The 17,026-nt window shown below is 74.5% G+C and carries 17 protein-coding genes; 7 read left to right on the top strand and 10 right to left on the bottom strand.

Annotated elements, in window-relative coordinates:
* Positions 1–25 precede the first annotated feature (25 nt).
* The 4 genes from D1781_RS08530 to D1781_RS08545 are packed head-to-tail and all read right to left on the bottom strand — an operon-like array spanning position 26 to position 5,343.
* A complete protein-coding gene (locus D1781_RS08530) occupies positions 26–937 on the bottom strand; it encodes a carbohydrate ABC transporter permease (protein WP_119481915.1) in 912 nt (303 codons plus the stop codon).
* Positions 937–2,124 (bottom strand): carbohydrate ABC transporter permease, encoded by a 1,188-nt coding sequence (locus D1781_RS08535; protein WP_119481916.1) that lies wholly within the window; start codon positions 2,122–2,124, stop codon positions 937–939. Before D1781_RS08535 ends, D1781_RS08530 begins: the two co-directional genes overlap by 1 nt.
* A gap of 28 nt (positions 2,125–2,152) precedes the next feature.
* A complete protein-coding gene (locus D1781_RS08540) occupies positions 2,153–3,409 on the bottom strand; it encodes a sugar ABC transporter substrate-binding protein (RefSeq protein WP_119481917.1) in 1,257 nt (418 codons plus the stop codon).
* A 26-nt stretch (positions 3,410–3,435) separates the two neighbouring features.
* Entirely contained in the window at positions 3,436–5,343 is a 1,908-nt protein-coding gene (locus D1781_RS08545; protein ID WP_119483136.1) for a glycogen debranching N-terminal domain-containing protein, read from the bottom strand.
* A gap of 106 nt (positions 5,344–5,449) precedes the next feature.
* Here D1781_RS08545 and D1781_RS08550 point away from each other — a divergent pair, with 106 nt between their 5' ends.
* Both D1781_RS08550 and D1781_RS08555 read left to right on the top strand, forming a co-directional pair.
* Positions 5,450–6,430, top strand: coding sequence for a LacI family DNA-binding transcriptional regulator (locus D1781_RS08550; protein ID WP_119481918.1), 981 nt, complete (start codon positions 5,450–5,452; stop codon positions 6,428–6,430).
* Positions 6,431–6,465: 35 nt separating this feature from the next.
* Positions 6,466–6,912, top strand: coding sequence for a hypothetical protein (locus tag D1781_RS08555; protein ID WP_119481919.1), 447 nt, complete (start codon positions 6,466–6,468; stop codon positions 6,910–6,912).
* A 24-nt stretch (positions 6,913–6,936) separates the two neighbouring features.
* On the opposite strand, the gene D1781_RS08560 is transcribed toward D1781_RS08555, so the two are convergent.
* Both D1781_RS08560 and D1781_RS08565 read right to left on the bottom strand, forming a co-directional pair.
* Positions 6,937–7,335, bottom strand: a complete 399-nt coding sequence (locus D1781_RS08560) for a ChaB family protein (protein ID WP_119481920.1) — start codon at positions 7,333–7,335, stop codon at positions 6,937–6,939.
* Between the two features lie 43 nt (positions 7,336–7,378).
* Complete coding sequence (locus D1781_RS08565) at positions 7,379–8,221, bottom strand: NAD-dependent epimerase/dehydratase family protein (protein WP_119481921.1); 843 nt, start codon at positions 8,219–8,221, stop codon at positions 7,379–7,381.
* Between the two features lie 102 nt (positions 8,222–8,323).
* On the opposite strand from D1781_RS08565, the gene D1781_RS08570 reads away from it, so the two are divergent.
* From D1781_RS08570 to D1781_RS08585, 4 genes are all read left to right on the top strand, one after another.
* A complete protein-coding gene (locus D1781_RS08570) occupies positions 8,324–9,022 on the top strand; it encodes an NAD(P)H-hydrate epimerase (protein WP_119481922.1) in 699 nt (232 codons plus the stop codon).
* Positions 9,023–9,108: 86 nt separating this feature from the next.
* The gene (locus D1781_RS08575; protein WP_119481923.1) at positions 9,109–10,431 is read left to right on the top strand and encodes an NAD(P)/FAD-dependent oxidoreductase; all 1,323 of its coding nucleotides are present in this window, start codon (positions 9,109–9,111) and stop codon (positions 10,429–10,431) included.
* A gap of 31 nt (positions 10,432–10,462) precedes the next feature.
* Positions 10,463–10,645: a hypothetical protein gene (locus D1781_RS08580; RefSeq protein ID WP_119481924.1), complete on the top strand. Its 183-nt coding sequence runs from the start codon at positions 10,463–10,465 to the stop codon at positions 10,643–10,645.
* Positions 10,646–10,649: 4 nt separating this feature from the next.
* On the top strand, positions 10,650–11,009 hold the full coding sequence (locus D1781_RS08585) for a VOC family protein (protein WP_233551194.1): 360 nt from the start codon (positions 10,650–10,652) through the stop codon (positions 11,007–11,009).
* Between the two features lie 76 nt (positions 11,010–11,085).
* Here D1781_RS08585 and D1781_RS08590 read toward each other — a convergent pair whose 3' ends face one another.
* Genes D1781_RS08590 through D1781_RS08600 form a run of 3 tightly spaced genes read right to left on the bottom strand, consistent with a single transcriptional unit; the run spans position 11,086 to position 14,418 of the window.
* Positions 11,086–11,448 carry an RNA-binding S4 domain-containing protein gene (locus D1781_RS08590; RefSeq protein ID WP_119481925.1) on the bottom strand — a complete coding sequence of 121 codons (363 nt, stop codon included), beginning with the start codon at positions 11,446–11,448 and terminating at the stop codon, positions 11,086–11,088.
* Between the two features lie 26 nt (positions 11,449–11,474).
* A complete protein-coding gene (locus tag D1781_RS08595; RefSeq protein WP_233551196.1) occupies positions 11,475–13,310 on the bottom strand; it encodes a S9 family peptidase in 1,836 nt (611 codons plus the stop codon).
* Between the two features lie 37 nt (positions 13,311–13,347).
* Positions 13,348–14,418 (bottom strand): saccharopine dehydrogenase family protein, encoded by a 1,071-nt coding sequence (locus D1781_RS08600; protein ID WP_119481926.1) that lies wholly within the window; start codon positions 14,416–14,418, stop codon positions 13,348–13,350.
* Between the two features lie 125 nt (positions 14,419–14,543).
* Here D1781_RS08600 and D1781_RS08605 point away from each other — a divergent pair, with 125 nt between their 5' ends.
* On the top strand, positions 14,544–15,134 hold the full coding sequence (locus D1781_RS08605; RefSeq protein WP_119481927.1) for a TetR/AcrR family transcriptional regulator: 591 nt from the start codon (positions 14,544–14,546) through the stop codon (positions 15,132–15,134).
* A gap of 115 nt (positions 15,135–15,249) precedes the next feature.
* On the opposite strand, the gene D1781_RS08610 is transcribed toward D1781_RS08605, so the two are convergent.
* Positions 15,250–17,025 (bottom strand): N-acetylglutaminylglutamine amidotransferase, encoded by a 1,776-nt coding sequence (locus tag D1781_RS08610; RefSeq protein ID WP_119481928.1) that lies wholly within the window; start codon positions 17,023–17,025, stop codon positions 15,250–15,252.
* Between the last annotated feature and the right edge of the window lies 1 nt (position 17,026).

Here is a 17,026-nt window from a genome sequence, read left to right on the forward strand (position 1 = left end):
CTGAGCCGCGTCGAGCGGGCCCCGGCTACTCCTTGACGGCGCCCGCGGCGCTGTTGGTGATGCGGCGCTGGAAGATCACGAACAGCACGGCGACCGGCACGGTCATGACCACGGCGGCCGCGAGGCGCACCGGGTACTGCGTGCCCGCGCCGAGCTGGCCGGACGCGAGGGACGCGACGCCCTTCGTCAGCGTGAACAGGTCGGGGTTCTGCGACGCCACGATGAAGTGCGACAGCTCGTTCCAGGAGCCCTGGAAGCTCAGGATGAAGATCGTCACGAGGGCCGGCCGCGCCATCGGCAGCACGACGGACCAGAACAGCCGCAGCGTCGAGGCGCCGTCGATGCGGGCCGCCTCCTCGACGGCGACCGGGATCGACTCGAAGAAGTTCTTCATGATGAAGACCCCCGCGGCGTCCGCGACGAGCGGGATGATCAGCCCCGAGTAGCCGTCGTACATGCCGAGCTGGTTCAGCACGAGGAACTTCGGGATCAGCAGGACGACGCCGGGCACGGCCATCACGCCGATGATCCCGGCGAACAGCACGCCGCGGCCCGGGAAGGTGAGCCGCGCCAGCGCGTAGCCGGCCGCCGAGTCGAACAGGACCCGGCCGATCGTGACGACGACCGTCACGAGGGCGGAGTTCGCGAACCAGCGGGGGAAGGCGGAGTTGAAGAACACCGTCTCGTAGGCCTGCGCGGTCCAGGTCTGCGGGATCAGGCTCAGCGGGTCCGCCGTCGCCTCCGCGTCCGTCTTGAACGACGTCGCGATGTTGATGAGGAACGGGTAGATGTACACGACCGCGAGCGCGACGAGCGCGACGTAGAGCAGCACGCGCCCGATCGGGGTGCGGCTGCGCCGGCGTCCGGCCGGTGCGGAGTACACGGCCGTCGGGTCGGTGACGGTCGACGCGGCGGTCGGGGTGGTGGTCGTGGTCATCAGAGGTTCCCTCCGCTGCCGCGGCGGTCGGCGACCCCGCCCGCGATGGCCGCGGCGGTCAGCGTCCGATCCGCCGCGCGGTACCGGCCGTCGTCGCCCGGGGTGAAGCCGCCCCGCCGCATGCGGCGCTTCGAGACGCCCCGCTCGCGCAGCACCCAGCGCTGGAAGACCGTGAGCACGACGATGATCGCGAAGAGGATGAACGCGATCGCGGCGGCCTGGCCCCACTGCTGGTTGATGAAGCCGGCCTGGTAGGAGAGGTAGGCCGGGGTCAGCGTGGTCTTGCCCGGGTCGCCCTTCGAGCCCGTGTAGACCTGGTCGAACACCTGCCACGTGCCGATGAGGCCGAGCGTGAGCACGGTGAACAGCGTCGGCCGCAGCTGCGGCAGCGTGACGAGGCGGAAGCGCTGCCACGCGCTCGCGCCGTCGACCATCGCCGCCTCCTCGACCTCCTGCGACAGGTTCTGCAGCGCGGCGATGAACAGCAGCATGAACGTGCCCGACGTGGTGAAGATCGCCAGCGAGATGATGATCAGCATCCCGACGGAGGGCCCGGCCAGCCAGTCCCACCAGGTGATGCCGAGGAAGCCGCTGCTCGCGAGGAACCCCGGCGCGGTCTTCAGCCCGACGAGGCCGAGCAGCCCGTGCAGCACCCCGTCGGCGTCCGCGGGCCAGTTGGGGCCCTTGATGCCGATCAGGCCGAGGAGCGCGTTCACGGCGCCGCTCGGGTTGAAGAGGAAGAACCACAGCACCGTGATCGCGACCGAGCTGGTCACGGACGGGAAGTAGAACGCGGTGCGGAAGAAGCCGCGGCCGCGAAGGATCCGCGTGTTCACCAGCGAGGCGAGCAGCAGCGCGAGCGCGGTCTGCAGCGGGACGACGAGCAGGACGTACCAGAAATTGTTCCGCAGCGAGGTGCCGAAGTCGGACTCCGCGAGCCCGCCGCCGGAGGTGATCGCGGCGTAGTTCTTCAGGCCGACGAAGTTCACGGCTCCTGAGAAGGGCGAGCCGCGGCCGCCCCAGTCGCTGACGCTCACCCAGAGCGCCATGAGGATCGGGACCACGAGGAAGACGAGGAGGAGGATCACCGCTGGCGCGGTGAACAGGAGCCCTGCCGCGGTCTGCCCGCGTCGGATCCCTCCTCCGCGCGGCCGTCGGCCGCTCGTCCGGACGGTGGCGCTCGTCATCGTGTGCCTCCTCGTGGTCCCGGTTCGCTCAGCCCTGGAGGGCGGACAGGTTCTTCTGCGCGGTCGAGAGGATCGCGCCGATGTCGGCGGTCTTCAGGCTCGCGAGCTTCGAGTTGAGGTCCGTGACCACGTCGGTCGAGCCGACCGCGGTCGGGACGCCCTTGGCGTAGTCGGCGCTGTCGATGAAGGCCGAGAAGTCCGGGTACGCCTGCTTCCAGCCGTCGGCGGCGGACTGGATGGAGGGCATCGGGCCGAACGCCTTCGCGAACGCGAGCTGGTCGTCGCTCGAGGTGAGCTGCTCGACGAGCTTCACGGCCGCCGCCTGGTTCGGGCTGTCCGCGGCGATGCCCCAGCAGTTGGTGAACTGCAGCGTGCCCTTGCCGGCGGGGCCGGCGGGCAGCGGCACGACCTTGTAGTCGACGTCCGGGTAGTCGGACTTCATGGCGCCGGTGATCCAGTTGCCCTCGATCGTCATCGCCGCCTGCTGCTTGCCGAACGCCTCGCCGCCCCAGCCGGCGCCGACGTCCTTCGTGAACTTCCACCAGCCGTCCTTGAGGCCGCTCTGCACGTAGGTGAGCGCCTGCTTGTTCGCGGCGCTGTCCGCCGTCGCCTTCGTGCTCGTGTCGTTCATGAGGTTGCCGCCGGCCTCCGTCATGAACGCGCCGAGGCGCTGGTACTCGTTGCTCGTGACGAGGCCGGTGACCTTGCCCTTCGTGAGCTTCTGCGCGACGGTCTTCAGCTGGTCCCAGGTGGTCGGGACGTCGGAGTCCTTGAGGCCCGCCGCGTCCCACAGCTTCGTGTTGATCTCGAGCGCGAGGGTCGAGAAGTCCTTCGGCGCGCACGTGAACTTGCCGTCGTAGGTGAAGCTCTTCACGAGCGCCGGGTAGTAGTCGTCCTTGTTCTTCAGCTGGTCGCCGTAGGCGAGCAGGCTGCCCTGCTTCGCGTAGTTCGCGAAGGTGTCCGCGCCGAGGTAGAAGACGTCGGCGGGCTTGCCGGACGCGAAGCCCTGGGAGAGCTGCTGGTTCAGGTCGCTCGCCGCCTGCACCGTCGCCTTCGTGCCGGAGGACTTCGACCAGGCCGCGACCTGCTGCTTGACCGCGGCGGTCTCGGCGTCGCCGGAGGACCCGATGAGCACCGTCAGCGCGCTCTTGCTCGAGGTGAGGCCGCCCGAGGCGGAGCCGGACGGCGAGGACGAGCCGCTGAAGCCGGAGCCGCAGGCGGTCAGGGCGAGGACGCCCGCCGCGGCGACGAGGCCGGCGGCGAGTCGTGGGATGCGTCGTTGCATGGGAGCTGTGCCTCTCGTGACGGTGATCAGCCCGCGGCGCGGGTGGATCGGGAAGGTGCGGGGATGCGCTCCTCGCGGGCGGACCCGCCGGCGACGGCGTCGCGCACGACGACGGCCGCGGCGGCGGACCAGGCCTGGGGCCGGCACGCGGCCGGGTAGGGGACGGGGGAGCCGTCGGCGGCGGCGTCGCCGCCGTGCAGCTCGGGCATGCGGGCCGCGAAGGCGCGCGACGCGTCGAGGAGGCCGGAGGCGAGGCGCCGCGCCTCCTCCGGGAAGCCGGCGCGGAGCAGGCCGTGCACGGCGATCGCGGTGTCGTGGGTCCAGACGCTGCCGCCGTGGTAGCTGAGCGGCCAGTACCCCGCCGCGTCGGTGGCGAGGGTGCGCAGCCCGAGGCCGGAGTCGAGGCGCGGGTCGACGAGCAGCGCGGCGACCCGGCGCTCGTCGTCGGCGTCGAGGATCCCGGTGCCGAGCAGGTGCCCGATGTTGCTCGTGAGCGAGTCGACGGCGCGGCCCTGCGCGTCGAGCGCGATCGCCGGGTGCCCGCCCTCGCCGTCCTCGACCCAGAACGCGCCGCGGAACCGGGCCTTCAGCGCGGCAGCCCAGTCGCGCCAGCGCGCCGCCTCCGCCTCGTCGCCGAACGCGCGCAGCAGCACGACGGCGGCGAGCGCGGCCTCGTGGGCGTAGGCCTGCACCTCGCAGAGCGCGATCGGCCCCTCGGCGAGCCGACCGTCCTGCCACTGGACGCTGTCGCCCGAGTCCTTCCAGCCCTGGTTCGCGAGGCCGCGGCCCGTCGGGTCGTGGTAGGTCAGGAAGCCGTCCTCCGGCACGCCGTCGGCGAGCCAGCCGAGCGCCGCGCGCAGCGCGGGCAGCAGGGCGACGACCTCCCGGTCGGGCAGCCCGGCGCGCCACGCGTCGTGCAGCAGCAGGATCCACAGCGGCGTCGCGTCGATGGTGCCGTAGTAGCGCGGCGGCAGCACCGAGCCGTCGCCGAGCGCGTTCTCGCCGCGGCGGAGCTCGTGCACGATGCCGCCCGGGCGCTCGCCGGTCGCCTCGTCGGTCGTCGTGCCCTGCGTCCGCGCCAGCACGCGGAGGGTGCCGCGGGCGAGCTCGGTGTCGAGCGGCAGCAGCATCCGCGCGGCCCAGATCGAGTCCCGGCCGAAGAGGGTGAGGAACCACGGCGCGCCGGCCGCGAGGAAGACGTCGCCCTCGCCGCCGGGGAGCACGAGCTCCAGCGCCTCGAGGTCGCCGAGGGCGCGCTCGGTCCACTCGTCGAGGGTCGGGTCGCCGGTCGGTGCCGCGCCGAGCCGGACCGGCGCCGGGGGAGCGGCGACGACGGCGGCTGAGTCCTCTGCCCGCACCCGCCAGGAGGCGGTCGCGGTGCCGCGCGGTGCGACGCGGGCGGCGAGGCGCAGCACGAGCGCGCCGTCCTCGACGGCCGCGACGAACCCGTCCGTCGAGAGCGTCGCCCGCACGGCGTCCGCGCCCCAGGTCGCGGTGCCGTCGGCGAGCGCGAACGCGGCTGTGGCACCGACGCCGCCGGACTTCACGAGCGGCATGTCGGCGAGGTCCGCGACGAGCCGGACCGAAACGGCGACGTCGATCGGCACGTCGCGGCCGGAGCGCACCGTGATCGTCTCGCGCATCCCGTCAGCGGCGACCTCGCGCACCCGGTCGAGCCGCACCCGGGGGTCCGCGCCGGCCCCGTCGAGGCCGCGGAGCAGGCCGGTGAACGCGACCTCGCGCGCGCTGCGGCGGTCGGTGCGGACGTGCTCGACGCCGGTGCCCTCGACCTCCACGGCGAGCCCGCTCAGCACGCGGACGTCCGACACGTAGAGCCCGTCGATCGGCGCGGAGAAGGAGCCGTCCGCGCGGCTCCAGACCTGCGCCGGAGCGGCCAGCACGACCTCCGCGTCGTGCAGGAACGGTTGCCTCATCGCCACGCGGGGATCGTAGGCACAGAAGTTTGATCGATCAAATCACCGAGCCGCGATTGTCAGGATCCTCTACGCTTCGGCTGCAGGCGGAAGCGGAGGAGGGGCCGTGCGACGTCTCCCGACCGTCTCCGACGTCGCGGAAGCGGCCGGCGTCTCGCGGCAGACCGTCTCGAACGTGCTGAACACGCCGGAGATCGTGCGGGCCGAGACGACGGAGCGCGTCCGTGCGGCCATCGAGCGGCTCGGCTACCGCCCGCACGCGTCGGCGCGCCGCCTCCGGACCCGCCGCAGCTCGACCATCGGCGTCCGGCTCGACCCCGGCGCCGACGGGATGTCCGGCTCGCTGCTCGACCGCTTCCTGCACGCGCTCGTCGAGCGCGCGGATGCGGACGGTCTCCGCGTCCTCCTGTACACGGCGGTCGACGAGGACGCGGAGATCGCGACGTTCGAGCGCCTGCTCGACGGCGCCGACGTCGACGCCCTCGTGCTCACGTCGACCCACTACGGCGACCGCCGCATCCCGTGGCTCGTCGAGCACGACGTGCGGTTCGTCACCTTCGGTCGGCCGTGGGGCGAGCACGACACGACCGACCGGTCGCACCGGTGGGTCGACGTCGACGGCCGGGTCGGCGTCCGCGCCGCGACCGCGTCGCTGCTCGAGCAGGGGCACCGCCGCATCGCCTTCCTGGGCTGGCCGGAGGGCTCCGGCACCGGCGACGACCGCCGCGCGGGCTGGCGCGAGGCGATGCTCGCCGCCGGGGTGCCGGACGCGGACATGACGGCGCTGGACCTCGGCGTCGAGGAGGACCCGCTCGACCTCGGCATCGGCGGGCGCGCCGTCGCGGCGGTCGCGCCGCGGCCGGACGCGGTTGTCTGCGCGAGCGACTCCCTCGCGCTCGGCGCCCGGCTCGCCCTCGGCCCGGACGTGCCGGTCGTCGGGTACGACGACACCCCGGTGGCCCGCGCCCTCGGGTTCCCCAGCGTCGCGCAGCCCCTCGACGAGGTCGCCGCCGCCGTCCTCGAGCTGCTCGCCTCGGACGAGGGGGACCACCACCGCCTGCTCGCGCCCCGGCTCGTCCGCCGGTGACCGGCGGCCGGGCTCCGGCCCGTACCGTTGGCGGGGTGAGCGGGCAGTTCTCCCCGATGGTCGCCAAGGACCGGCGACGCCGCCGCGTGCGCCTGCTGGTGCTGCTCGCCGTGCTGCTCGGGGTGCTCACCGCGGCCGCGCTGCTCCGCCCCGCGCCGCAGACCGGCGGGCTCCGGGTGCCGGTCGTCGGCGCGGCGCCCGACCCGACCGGGGTGCTGCGCGGCGCCGTGTCCGCCGAGCGTCGGGGCGACGTCGTCTGCTACTCGGTCGCGGCCGCGAACGGCACGGCGGTGCTCCGCTTCCCGGAGGGCTGGAGCGCGGACGAGCGGCTCGGCCTGCGCGACGCGTCGGGCGGCGTCGTCGTCCAGCCGGGCGCGACCGTCACGATGCTCGGCGCGCCGGGCCCTGTCGGGACGGTGCCCGGGTGCGACGAGCGCGGGCGGGTCTGGACCGTGACCTCGGTCGACCTCCGCGCCGGCTGAACCGGCCGAGCCCGCCGAGCCGGCTCAGTCCTCGCGCGCCTTCCGCGTCGCGCGGGCGTTCGCCTTCTCGATCGCGTCGACCAGCTCGTCCTTCGTCATCGTCGAGCGGCCGTGCACGTCGAGCCGCCGCGCCACCTCGAGCAGGTGCTCCTTCGACGCGTTGGCGTCCACGCCGCCGCGCGTCGGGTGCGCGCCCGGGCCGCTCTGCTCCGCGCCGGCGTCGGACGGGCCCTTCTCGTCCTTCGGCTCCCAGTGGTCGCCGACCTTCTCGTAGGAGTGCTTGAGCGCCGCGAAGGCCGTGCGGTGCGCCCGCTCGCCGTCGCCGTACTCCTGCTCGGCCGAGTCGAGCGTCTCGCCGTAGATCTCCTGCGCGTGCTCGTCCGAGCGCTGCAGGGTGGACGGCAGGTCCTTCTTCGCGGGCATCGGGTCCTCCTGTCGGGCTGTCGGGTCGGGCGGACGGTACCCGTCAGCCCTGCGCGTCCAGCCAGGAGTGGGCGGGTTCCCAGCCGAGGTCGCGGCGGGCCTTGTCGATCGACAGCAGCGTCGCCCGGCCCTCGACGGGACGGGTGAAGGGCACGTCGGGGAAGACCTCCGCGGCGAGCTCCGCGCTCGGCCGCCGCATCACGGTGTCGGCGTTCGCGATGATGTACCGCTCGAAGCCGGGGCCGCGGACCTGCAGGGCGAGCTCGATCGCGACGGCGGCGTCGCGCGCGTCGATGTAGCCCCAGGCGTTCCACTTGCGCAGGCGGGCGTCGTCCTGCCATGCCTCGAAGCCGGCGTAGTCCTCCTCGACCATCACGTTCGAGAACCGCATCGCGGTGATCGAGAGCATCGGGTCCCAACGGCAGAAGGTGATCGCCATCTGCTCCTCGAGGTGCTTCGTCATCGAGTAGGTCGAGTTGGGCAGCACGACCTCCTCGTCCACGGGGAAGGCGGCGGGCGGCTCGTCCATCGGCAGGCCGAGCAGCGTCTCGCTCGACGCGGTCACGATCCGGCGGACGCCGGCGCGACGGGCGGCCTGCAGCACGTGGTGGGTCGAGAGGATGTTGTTCTCGAAGGTGAGCACGTCCGGCGCGATGCCGGGCGCGGGGATCGCGGCGAGGTGCACGATCGCGTCCACGCCGTCGTGGAGGTCCTCCACCCCCGCGACCGCGTCGAGGACCTGACCCGCGTCCGTGAGGTCGACCGGGACGCCCTCGCCGCGCCGGGCGGCGCGGTCGAAGACCACCACGGTGTGGCCGGCGTCCTTGAGGGAGGCGACGACGGTGCTGCCGAGCTTGCCGCTGCCGCCGGTGACGATGATGCGCATGCCGCCATCGTCCTCCCGCGCTCCTGAGGGGGAGGCGGAGGGGGAGGCGGAGGGGGAGGCGGGCCGGAGGAGGCGGACCGGAGGAGGGGGCAGGATCGCGGCGTGGCGGAACGGGGCGCGGACATCGCGAGCGGCTGGTCGGCGCAGCAGGTCCGAGAGGCGGAGCGGCCGCTGCTCGCCGCGGGCGTGCCGCTGATGGCCCGGGCGGCCGCGGGGCTCGCCGACGAGGTGCTGCGGGTGCTCGCCGCGCGCGGGGCGGGGGCGGGCCGTCTCCTCGTGCTCGTCGGCAGCGGGAACAACGGCGGCGACGCCTTGTACGCGGCGGCGACGCTGCTCGCGCGCGGCAGCAGCGCCGTCGTCGCCCGGCTCGGTACCGGGGTGCACGGGCCGGGCCTCCGCGCCGCCGAGCGCGCCGGCGCCCGCGTCCTGCCGCCCGACGCGACCCCGGGGCTGCTCGCGGCGGAGGCGTCCGCCGCGGACGTCGTGCTCGACGGGGTCCTCGGCATCGGCGCTCGGGGCGGCCTGCGGCCCCCGGCCCGGCAGGCGGTCGCCCGGCTGCTCGAGGAGGCGCGCGGGCGCGCCGCGGTCGTCGCGGTCGACCTGCCGAGCGGCGTCGGCCCGGACGACGGCCGCGCGCACCCGCCCGTGCTCCGCGCCGACCGCACCGTCGCCTTCGGCGCCATGAAGGCCGGCCTCCTCGTCGACCCCGGGCGCGCGCTCGCCGGCCGGGTGCGCCTCGTCGACATCGGGCTGGGCCCGCAGCTCGCCGGGCGCCGTCCGCTGCGGCCCGCGGGCCTCTGACACTCGGCGTTCCGCCAGGAACCGCACAGGCGCTGGTGGGACGGTCGGACCGACGGGGGCGCAGGGCCGCCGACGAGGGGAAGCGCATGCCGGTCGCGCCGCAGAAGATCGTGATCCTGGGCGGCGGGTACGTCGGCCTCTACGTCGCGTGGACGCTCGAGAAGCACTCCGAGCTGCCGCTCGAGGTGACGCTGATCGAGCCGCGGGCGTACATGACGTACCAGCCCCTCCTGCCCGAGGTGGCGGGCGGGCACGTGAACCCGCGGGACGTGACCGTCGACCTGCGCCAGGCGCTCAAGCACACGAACGTGGTGCGCGGCAGCGTCACGGGCCTCGACTCGAAGGCGAGGACCGTGACGGTCGCGCCGGTCGGCGGCGGCGAGGTCGTCTACGACTACGACCACGCGGTCGTGGGCCTCGGCGCCGTGACCCGCACGTTCCCGACCCCGGGCCTCGCCGAGCACGGCGTCGGCTTCAAGACGGTCGAGGAGGCGGCGCACACCCGCAACACCGTGCTCCTCAACGTCGCGAAGGCCGCCGCCACGTCCGACCCGGCCGAGCGCCGCAAGCTGCTCACCTTCGTCTTCATCGGCGGCGGGTACACCGGCGTCGAGGCGCTGAGCGAGCTGCTGGTGCTGTCGGAGAAGGCGATCGCCGCGCAGCCCGCGCTGAAGGACGAGAAGCCGCACTGGATCCTCATCGAGGCGCTCGACCGCGTCGCGCCCGAGGTCGGGCCGGAGCTGTCGCAGTGGACGCTCGGCGAGCTGCGGAACCGGGGCGTCGACATCCGGTTGAAGACGACGATGAAGTCCTGCGAGGACGCCGTCGCGAAGTTCAGCGACGGCGACGAGGTGCCATTCGGGATGCTCGTGTGGACGGCCGGCGTCAAGCCGAACCCGGTGCTGGACGGCACGGACCTGCCGCGCGGCCCCCGCGGGCACGTGAACACGAGCCCGCGCCTCCAGGTGATCCGCGAGGACGGCGGCTGGGTGCGCGGCGTCTGGGCCGCGGGCGACAACGCGCAGATCCCCGACCTGACCAAGCCGCAGCCGGCCTGGTACCCGCCGAACGCGCAGAACGCCGTGCGGCAGGCCGTCGTGCTCGCCGACAACATCGCCCGCGTCGTCCGCCGCCGCCGGCCGCGCAACTACGTGCACTACAGCCTCGGCACGGTCGCGGAGTACGGCCTCTTCCACGGCGCCGCGAACATCTACGGCGTGCAGCTGAAGGAGCTGCCGGCGTGGCTGGCGCACCGCGGCTACCACCTGTTCGCGATGCCCACGATGGACCGCAAGGTCCGGATCTTCGCCGGCTGGGTCGCCGACTTCGTCGGCAAGCCCGACCTCACCCCGACCGACGACTTCGAGGACCCGACCCACGACTTCCGCGTCGCGGCGGGCGGGAAGTAGCGGCGCCCGCGCCGCTGGAGAGGACACGGTCATGACCGACGCGCCCAACGAGTACGACCAGAACCACCCGACGCAGGCCGAGGGCGAGGACCCGGCTGCGCCCGAGCCCGAGATCGTCCTCGAGGCCCAGGGCAAGCCGTCGAGCGCCGAGGGCGAGGACCCCGACGACACGGCCGAGGTCCACGAGGTGATCGACCCGGTCGAGCCGGACTGACCTCGTGGGGCTGACTCTCGGCGCCGTGGTGCTGCGCGTCCAGGACCTCGACCGGATGGTCGCGTTCTGGTCCGCGGCGCTCGACCTCGTGCCGAGGGCCGAGCCGGAGGACGACTGGGCGGCCCTGCGGCCGCGGGAGGGCGGCGGGGTGCACCTGTCGCTCGACCTCCACCGGTCGGAGTACGCCCTGCCGCCGCGGTTCCACCTGGACCTCTATGCCGACGACCGGGCGGCGGAGGTCGCCCGCCTCGAGGGCCTCGGCGCCCGCGTGATCCCGCTCGACCACCACCGCGAGGTCGACTGGACGCTGATGGAGGACCCGGAGGGGAACCGCTTCGACGTCTGCGACCGCCCGCCCCGCTGATCACCGCTGATCACATCCGTTTTGAAGGAGATCCGGCGGTGCTCGCGCGAGAACTCCTTCAGAACGGAGTCCGCGGTCAGTAGCCGCGGAGGCGGGTGATGTCCCGGCGGTCCTTCTTCGTCGGGCGGCCCTTCGCGAGGTCGCGCAGCACGGCCGCGGGCGTCTCCTCCTTCGGCGGGGGAGGCGGGGTGCGGTCCTCGACGGCGAGGGCGGCCTCGGGCGCGCCGCCGCGCTTCAGCGGCAACGCCTTGACGCCGAGGATCTTCTCGTGCGCGAGCGTCGCCCGCACCTCGTCGCCGACCCGCACGACGTGCGACGGCTTCACCTTCGCGCCGTTGACCGCGACGTGACCGGCCTTGCAGGCGGCGGTCGCGAGCGACCGCGTGCGGTACACCCGCACGGCCCAGAGCCACACGTCGATCCGCGCCGAGTCCGCCATCCCCTCCACGCTAACCGCGACGGCGGTCACAGGTGCGCGGCGAGGAACCCCACGAGGTCGGTGAGGAGGCGCTTCCGCGAGCCGGCCCGGCGGTAGTCGTGCCCCTCGCCGGGCAGCTCGAGGTACTCGACCGGCCTGTCGAGGGCGTGCAGCGCCGCGACGATCCGCCGCGCCTCGCCAACGGGCACGTTCGTGTCGAGCTCGCCGTGCACGACGAGCAGCGGCACGTCGATCGCCTCCGCCTGCCGGAGCGGCGAGATCGCCTCGAGCAGCGCGCGGTCGCGCTCGGGGTGGCCGTACTTCGTCACCGCGGCGGCGGCGATCCACGGCTCAGTCTCCTCGTAGAAGCGCGTGAGGTCGCTCATGCCGCACACGTCGACGCCCGCGGCGAAGACGCCGGGGGAGAAGGCGAGGGAGGCGAGCGTGAGGTACCCGCCGTAGGAGCGCCCGGTCACCCCGATGCGGCGGCGGTCCGCGACGCCCGTCGCGACGAGGTGGTGCGCTGCAGCGCGGACGTCGCCGAACGCGTCGAAGCGGCCGCCGAGGTCGTCGGCGTGCACGAACTCCCGGCCGAAGCCGGAGGAGCCGCGGACGTTGACGGCGAAGACGCTGATCCCGGCGGCGGCGAGCGCCTGGTGCTGGGGGCTGAACGTCGGCCGCTCCTGCGCCTCCGGGCCGCCGTGGAGGTGCACGACGGCGCGGTCGGAGTCGGTCGCCCGGTAGAGCCAGCCGGTGAGGACGAGTCCGTCCTCGCCCCGGAAGGTCTCGAGGCTCGGCACGACGAGCCGCTCGGTCGGCGCGGGCGCCGCGGTCACCCGGGTCCAGCGCCGGCTGTGCGTGTCGAGGTGCCAGAGCTCGCGCGGCCGCTCCGGCCCCTCGACGCCGAGGATGACGGACCCGCCGTCGCGCGACAGCACGGGCGTCGTCGCGACGAGGCCGGGGAGGCCCGTGATCGGCTGCCGCTCGTGCGTGCCCGTGTGGTACAGCTCGAGCTCGCTGCGGCCGGCGGCGTTCCAGACGAGCAGCAGCAGCGATCCCGCGTCGTCCGCGTCCACCGCCTCCAGCTCCGCGTCGTCGCGGAACGCGAGCGTCCTCGGCTCGCCGCGGTGCCCGTTCGGGCCGAACGGCAGCCCGATCAGCTGGCGGCGCGACAGCCCCACGTCGGAGGCGAGGTAGACGTACAGCGGGCCGGACTCGCCGTCGGGCGCGGGTCGCACGAGGGCGACGTCGGTCGAGCCGGTGCCGTGCGGCAGGAGCGGGAAGTGCTGGTCCTCGAGCCGGTCGACGACACTGCAGAACCGCGCGCCCCGCTCGCCGTCGATGAGGATCAGGAACCGCTCCTCGAGCGACACGTCGAGCACGTGGATGAGGTCGCCCTCCGCGAGCGGGTCGAGGCGGCCGGTCCACGGGTCGGCCAGGAACGACCGCGTCGGGCGGCCGGGGCCGGCGGAGGGATAGGTGACGACGACGCGGTGCCCGCTGCGCGTCCACGGCCCCAGCTCGGCGTGCTCCACGTGGTCGCCCGCGATCCGCCGCGCCTCCGTGCCGTCCGGCCGGACGACCCAGACCTGGGTGCGGACGCCGCCGTCCGTCGCGACCGTGCAGGCCAGCCACCGGCTGTCGGCGGACCACGACACGTCGATGACGGGGTCGGCCGAGACCGGGATGCGGCGGGCCGGTGGCGCGTCGCCCTCGAGCGCGACCTCCTGCACCCAGACCTCCGGGCTGCCGGACCGGTCGCTGATGAAGGCGACGCGGCGCGCGTCGGGCGTCATGGTCGGCGACCAGCTGCCCCACGCGTCGACGAGCTCCGTGCCGAGCCGCACGGCGGCGTCGACGCGGTCGGCGGTGTCCGTGGTCACCCGCACAGTCTCCCGGGCCGTCGCCGCACGCCGCCAGTCAGGGCAGGAGCAGCTCCGCGTCGAGGTCGTCGAGCACGTCGAGGCCGACCGCCGCGACGGGCGTGTGCGCGCCGGGAGCGGCGCGCCCCTCCGCGATCCGCGCCGCGACCGCCGCCGCCGCGGCAGCCGTGAAGACGCCGGCGTCGCCCGTGCGCAGCCAGGCGGTGCGGACGGTGCCGTCGGACCACTCCGCGAGGGCGCGGCCCCAGGAGTGCGCGCGCGGGCGAGGGCGGTCGGGGAACCGCACCGCGGCCAGCCGAGCGGTCGCGAGCCGCTGGAGCGGCCGCAGGCGGAGCAGCGGTGCCGCGACGGGCAGGAGGGCGCGGAGGGTCCGACCGGTCGGGACGCCGGAGGAGGCCGCCAGCACCTCCGGTGCCCCGCTCGCGCGCCCGGCCGCGACGAGGTCGCCCGACGGCCAGGCGCCGGTCGTGGCGGTTCCGCCGTCCGGGAGCGGCACCGCTGCGGGCCGTGATCCGACCCCGGCCCGGACGAGCCGTCCGGCCGTGATCCGGCGGCCGCCGAACGGCAGGGTCTCGACGATGGTCGCGGCGAGCGCCTCCCCGAGCGCGCCGGCCTCGAGCGCGACCGAGGCGACGGAGTCGACGCGGACCCGGACCGGAGCCGGCCGGCCGGCCAGCAGCGCGACGAGGGGCGCCTCCGTCGCGAGCACGCCGAAGCCGGCGCCGGTGACGAGGGTCCGCCCGGCGCGCAGGGCGTCGTCGTGGGCCGAGAGCAGCGCGGTCGCGGAGAGGAGGTCGTTCGCGACGTCGACGTACGAGGTCGACGGGAGCGCGGCGCGCCAGAGCGGTTCCGCCGTGCGGTGGAAGGGGCCGACCGTGTTGACCACGACCGAGGGGCCCGCCTCCCGGACCGCCGCCGCCATCGCGGTCGGGTCGGCCGCGACGACGGTGCGCGCCCCGTCGGGCAGTGCCTCGGCGGTCGCGGCGAGGCGCGTCGCGTCCCGCCCGACGAGCGCGACGGGCAGCCCGCGGTCGATCAGCGCTCGTGCGACGTCGCGGCCCGTACGACCCGTCGCTCCCAGCACCCAGACCTCGCTCGTGGCGCTCATCCGGCCACCTCGCCGGTTCGATCGCTCCCGGTCCATTGCTCGCCCATCCGGCGCCTCCTTCATGACACGACGTGTCATCACAATAGGGGGCGATGGCACTTCGTGTCGTCACGTAGCCTGGGACCGTGACGCGATGGGCTCCGGACGCGCGCGGCCGCCTGCACCGCGCCGCCGTCGACCTGTTCGAGGAGCAGGGCTACGCCCCGACGACCGTGCCGCAGATCGCCGAGCGCGCCGGGCTCACGACCCGCACCTTCTTCCGGCACTTCGCCGACAAGCGCGAGGTGCTCTTCTCCGACGACGCGATCACGGCCGACGCGGCCCGGCTGATGCGGGAGGCGCCCGAGGGCCTCGACGTGCTCGCGCTCGTCCGGGACCGCCTGCGCACCGTGGCGGAGACCACCTTCGAGGGCAGCCGGTCCGAGGTGCGGCGCGTCCGCGCGCTGATCGCCGCCGACCCGGCGCTGCAGGAGCGGGACCTGCAGAAGCGCGCAGCCCTCGCCGAGGTCGTGCGGTCCGCCTTCGCGGACCGGGGCGAGGACCCGATCACGGCCGCGCTCGTCGGGGACCTGGTGGTCTCGGTGCTGCACGTCGCGCTCGAGCGCTGGCTGGACGAACCCGCCGACGACGCGGCCGCGACGCCGTTCGCGGACGTGATCGACGAGGTGCTTGCGGCTTCCGCGACCCTGCTGCGGAGCGCCACCGCCGGGCGCTAGCGCTTCGCGGATCCGGACTTTCCGAGCGACACGCCGTCGGGCGGGGCCGCACCATCGGCGTGTCGCGCGAATCCTCCGGATCCGCGACGGTTCTCCGGATCCGCGAGAGCGGGCTTCACGGGATGCGGTTCGTCTGCAGCCACAGCTCGAGCAGGCCGAGCTGCCAGAGGGCGTTGCTGCCGAGCGTCGTCCGCTCGGTGTTCGGGTCGGCGAGCAGGCGCTCCACCGTGCCCCGGCGGAACAGCCCGCGGCGCTGCGCGGCGGGGTCGAGGAGGGCGTCGCGGACCCGGGCGAGCACCGGTCCCTCGAGCTGCCGGATCGCGGGGACCGGGAAGTAGCCCTTCGTGCGGTCGATGACGGCGTCGGGCACGAGCCCCCGGGCGGCGCGCTTCAGTACGCCCTTCCCGCCGTCGGCGAGCTTCAGCTCCGGCGGGATCCGCCCGGCCAGCTCGACCAGCTCGTGGTCGAGGTACGGCACCCGCGCCTCGAGCCCCCACGCCATCGTCATGTTGTCGACGCGCTTCACCGGGTCGTCGACGAGCATCACCGTCGTGTCGATCCGGAGCGCGGCGTCGACCGCGGTCTCGGCGCCGGGCGCGGCGAAGGAGCGCTCGAGGAACGCCCGGGGGAGGTCCGTCCCCGCGAGCCACTCGCGGTCCACCCACTCCGGCATCGCCGACCACGGCCGGTCCACGAACGCGGCGGCATAGACGTCGACCGCGCCCGCCCGCGGCACGCCGGCGAGCGGCGGGTACCAGTCGTAGCCGCCGAGCACCTCGTCCGCGCCCTGGCCGGACTGGACGACCTTGATCGATCGCGCGACCTCCTGCGAGAGCAGGTGGAAGGCGACGGCGTCGTGGCTCACCATCGGCTCGCTCATCGCCGCGACCGCCGCGTCGACCGCGTCCGGCAGCCGGCTCGACGGGACCGGGATGCGGGAGTGCCGGGTGCCGAACTCGCGGGCGACGAGGTCGGAGTAGGCGAACTCGTCGCCGCGCTCGCCGCCCGCGTCCTCGAAGCCGATGCTGAACGTCTCGAGCCCGGTCTGCCCGAGCTCCGCGAGCAGCGCGACGACCAGGGAGGAGTCGAGCCCGCCCGACAGCAGGACGCCGACCGGCACGTCCGCGACCATCCGCCGCCGCACCGCGGTGCGCAGGGCGCCCCGCAACGCCTCCTGCCACTCCTCCGCCGAGCGCTCGCCGTCCCGCTCGAACACGGGCGTCCAGTAGACGCGCTGCCGGCTGGTGCCGTCGGGCTCGATCACGCGCACGGTCGCGGGCGGCAGCCTGCGCACACCCGCGAGGATCGTGGCCGGCGCCGGCACCACCGAGTGGAAGCTCATGTACATCGCGAGGGCGTCGCGGTCGATCGTCGCGTCGACCCCGCCGCCGTCGAGCAGCGCCTGGGGCGTGGAGGCGAAGCGGAGCACGCCGGGCCGCTCGTCGAGGTAGAGCGGCTTGATCCCGAGCCGGTCCCGCGCGAGCACCGTGCGCCCCGTCCTGCGGTCCCGCAGCACGATCGCGAACATCCCGATCAGGTGGTCGACGAAGTCCTCGCCCCACTCGTCCCAGGCCTTCTCGACCACCTCCGTGTCGGAGGTCGACCGGAACCGGTGACCGCGGCCGCGGAGCTCCTCGCGCAGCTCGACGTGGTTGTAGACACACCCGTTGAACACGACGACGGCGCCGGTCTCGTCGTCGAGCATCGGCTGCGCGCCGGCGGCGGACAGGTCGATGATCGCGAGGCGCCGGTGCCCGAACGCGACGGGGCCCTCCGCCCAGGCGCCCTCGCCGTCGGGGCCCCGGTGCACCATGCACGCCGTCATGCGGGCGACCGCGTCGACGTCCGCCGGTCTCCCGTCGAACCGGACCTCGCCCGCGAGCCCGCACACC

The sequence above is a fragment of the Amnibacterium setariae genome (genome assembly GCF_003581425.1).
Lineage (GTDB): Bacteria > Actinomycetota > Actinomycetes > Actinomycetales > Microbacteriaceae > Amnibacterium > Amnibacterium setariae.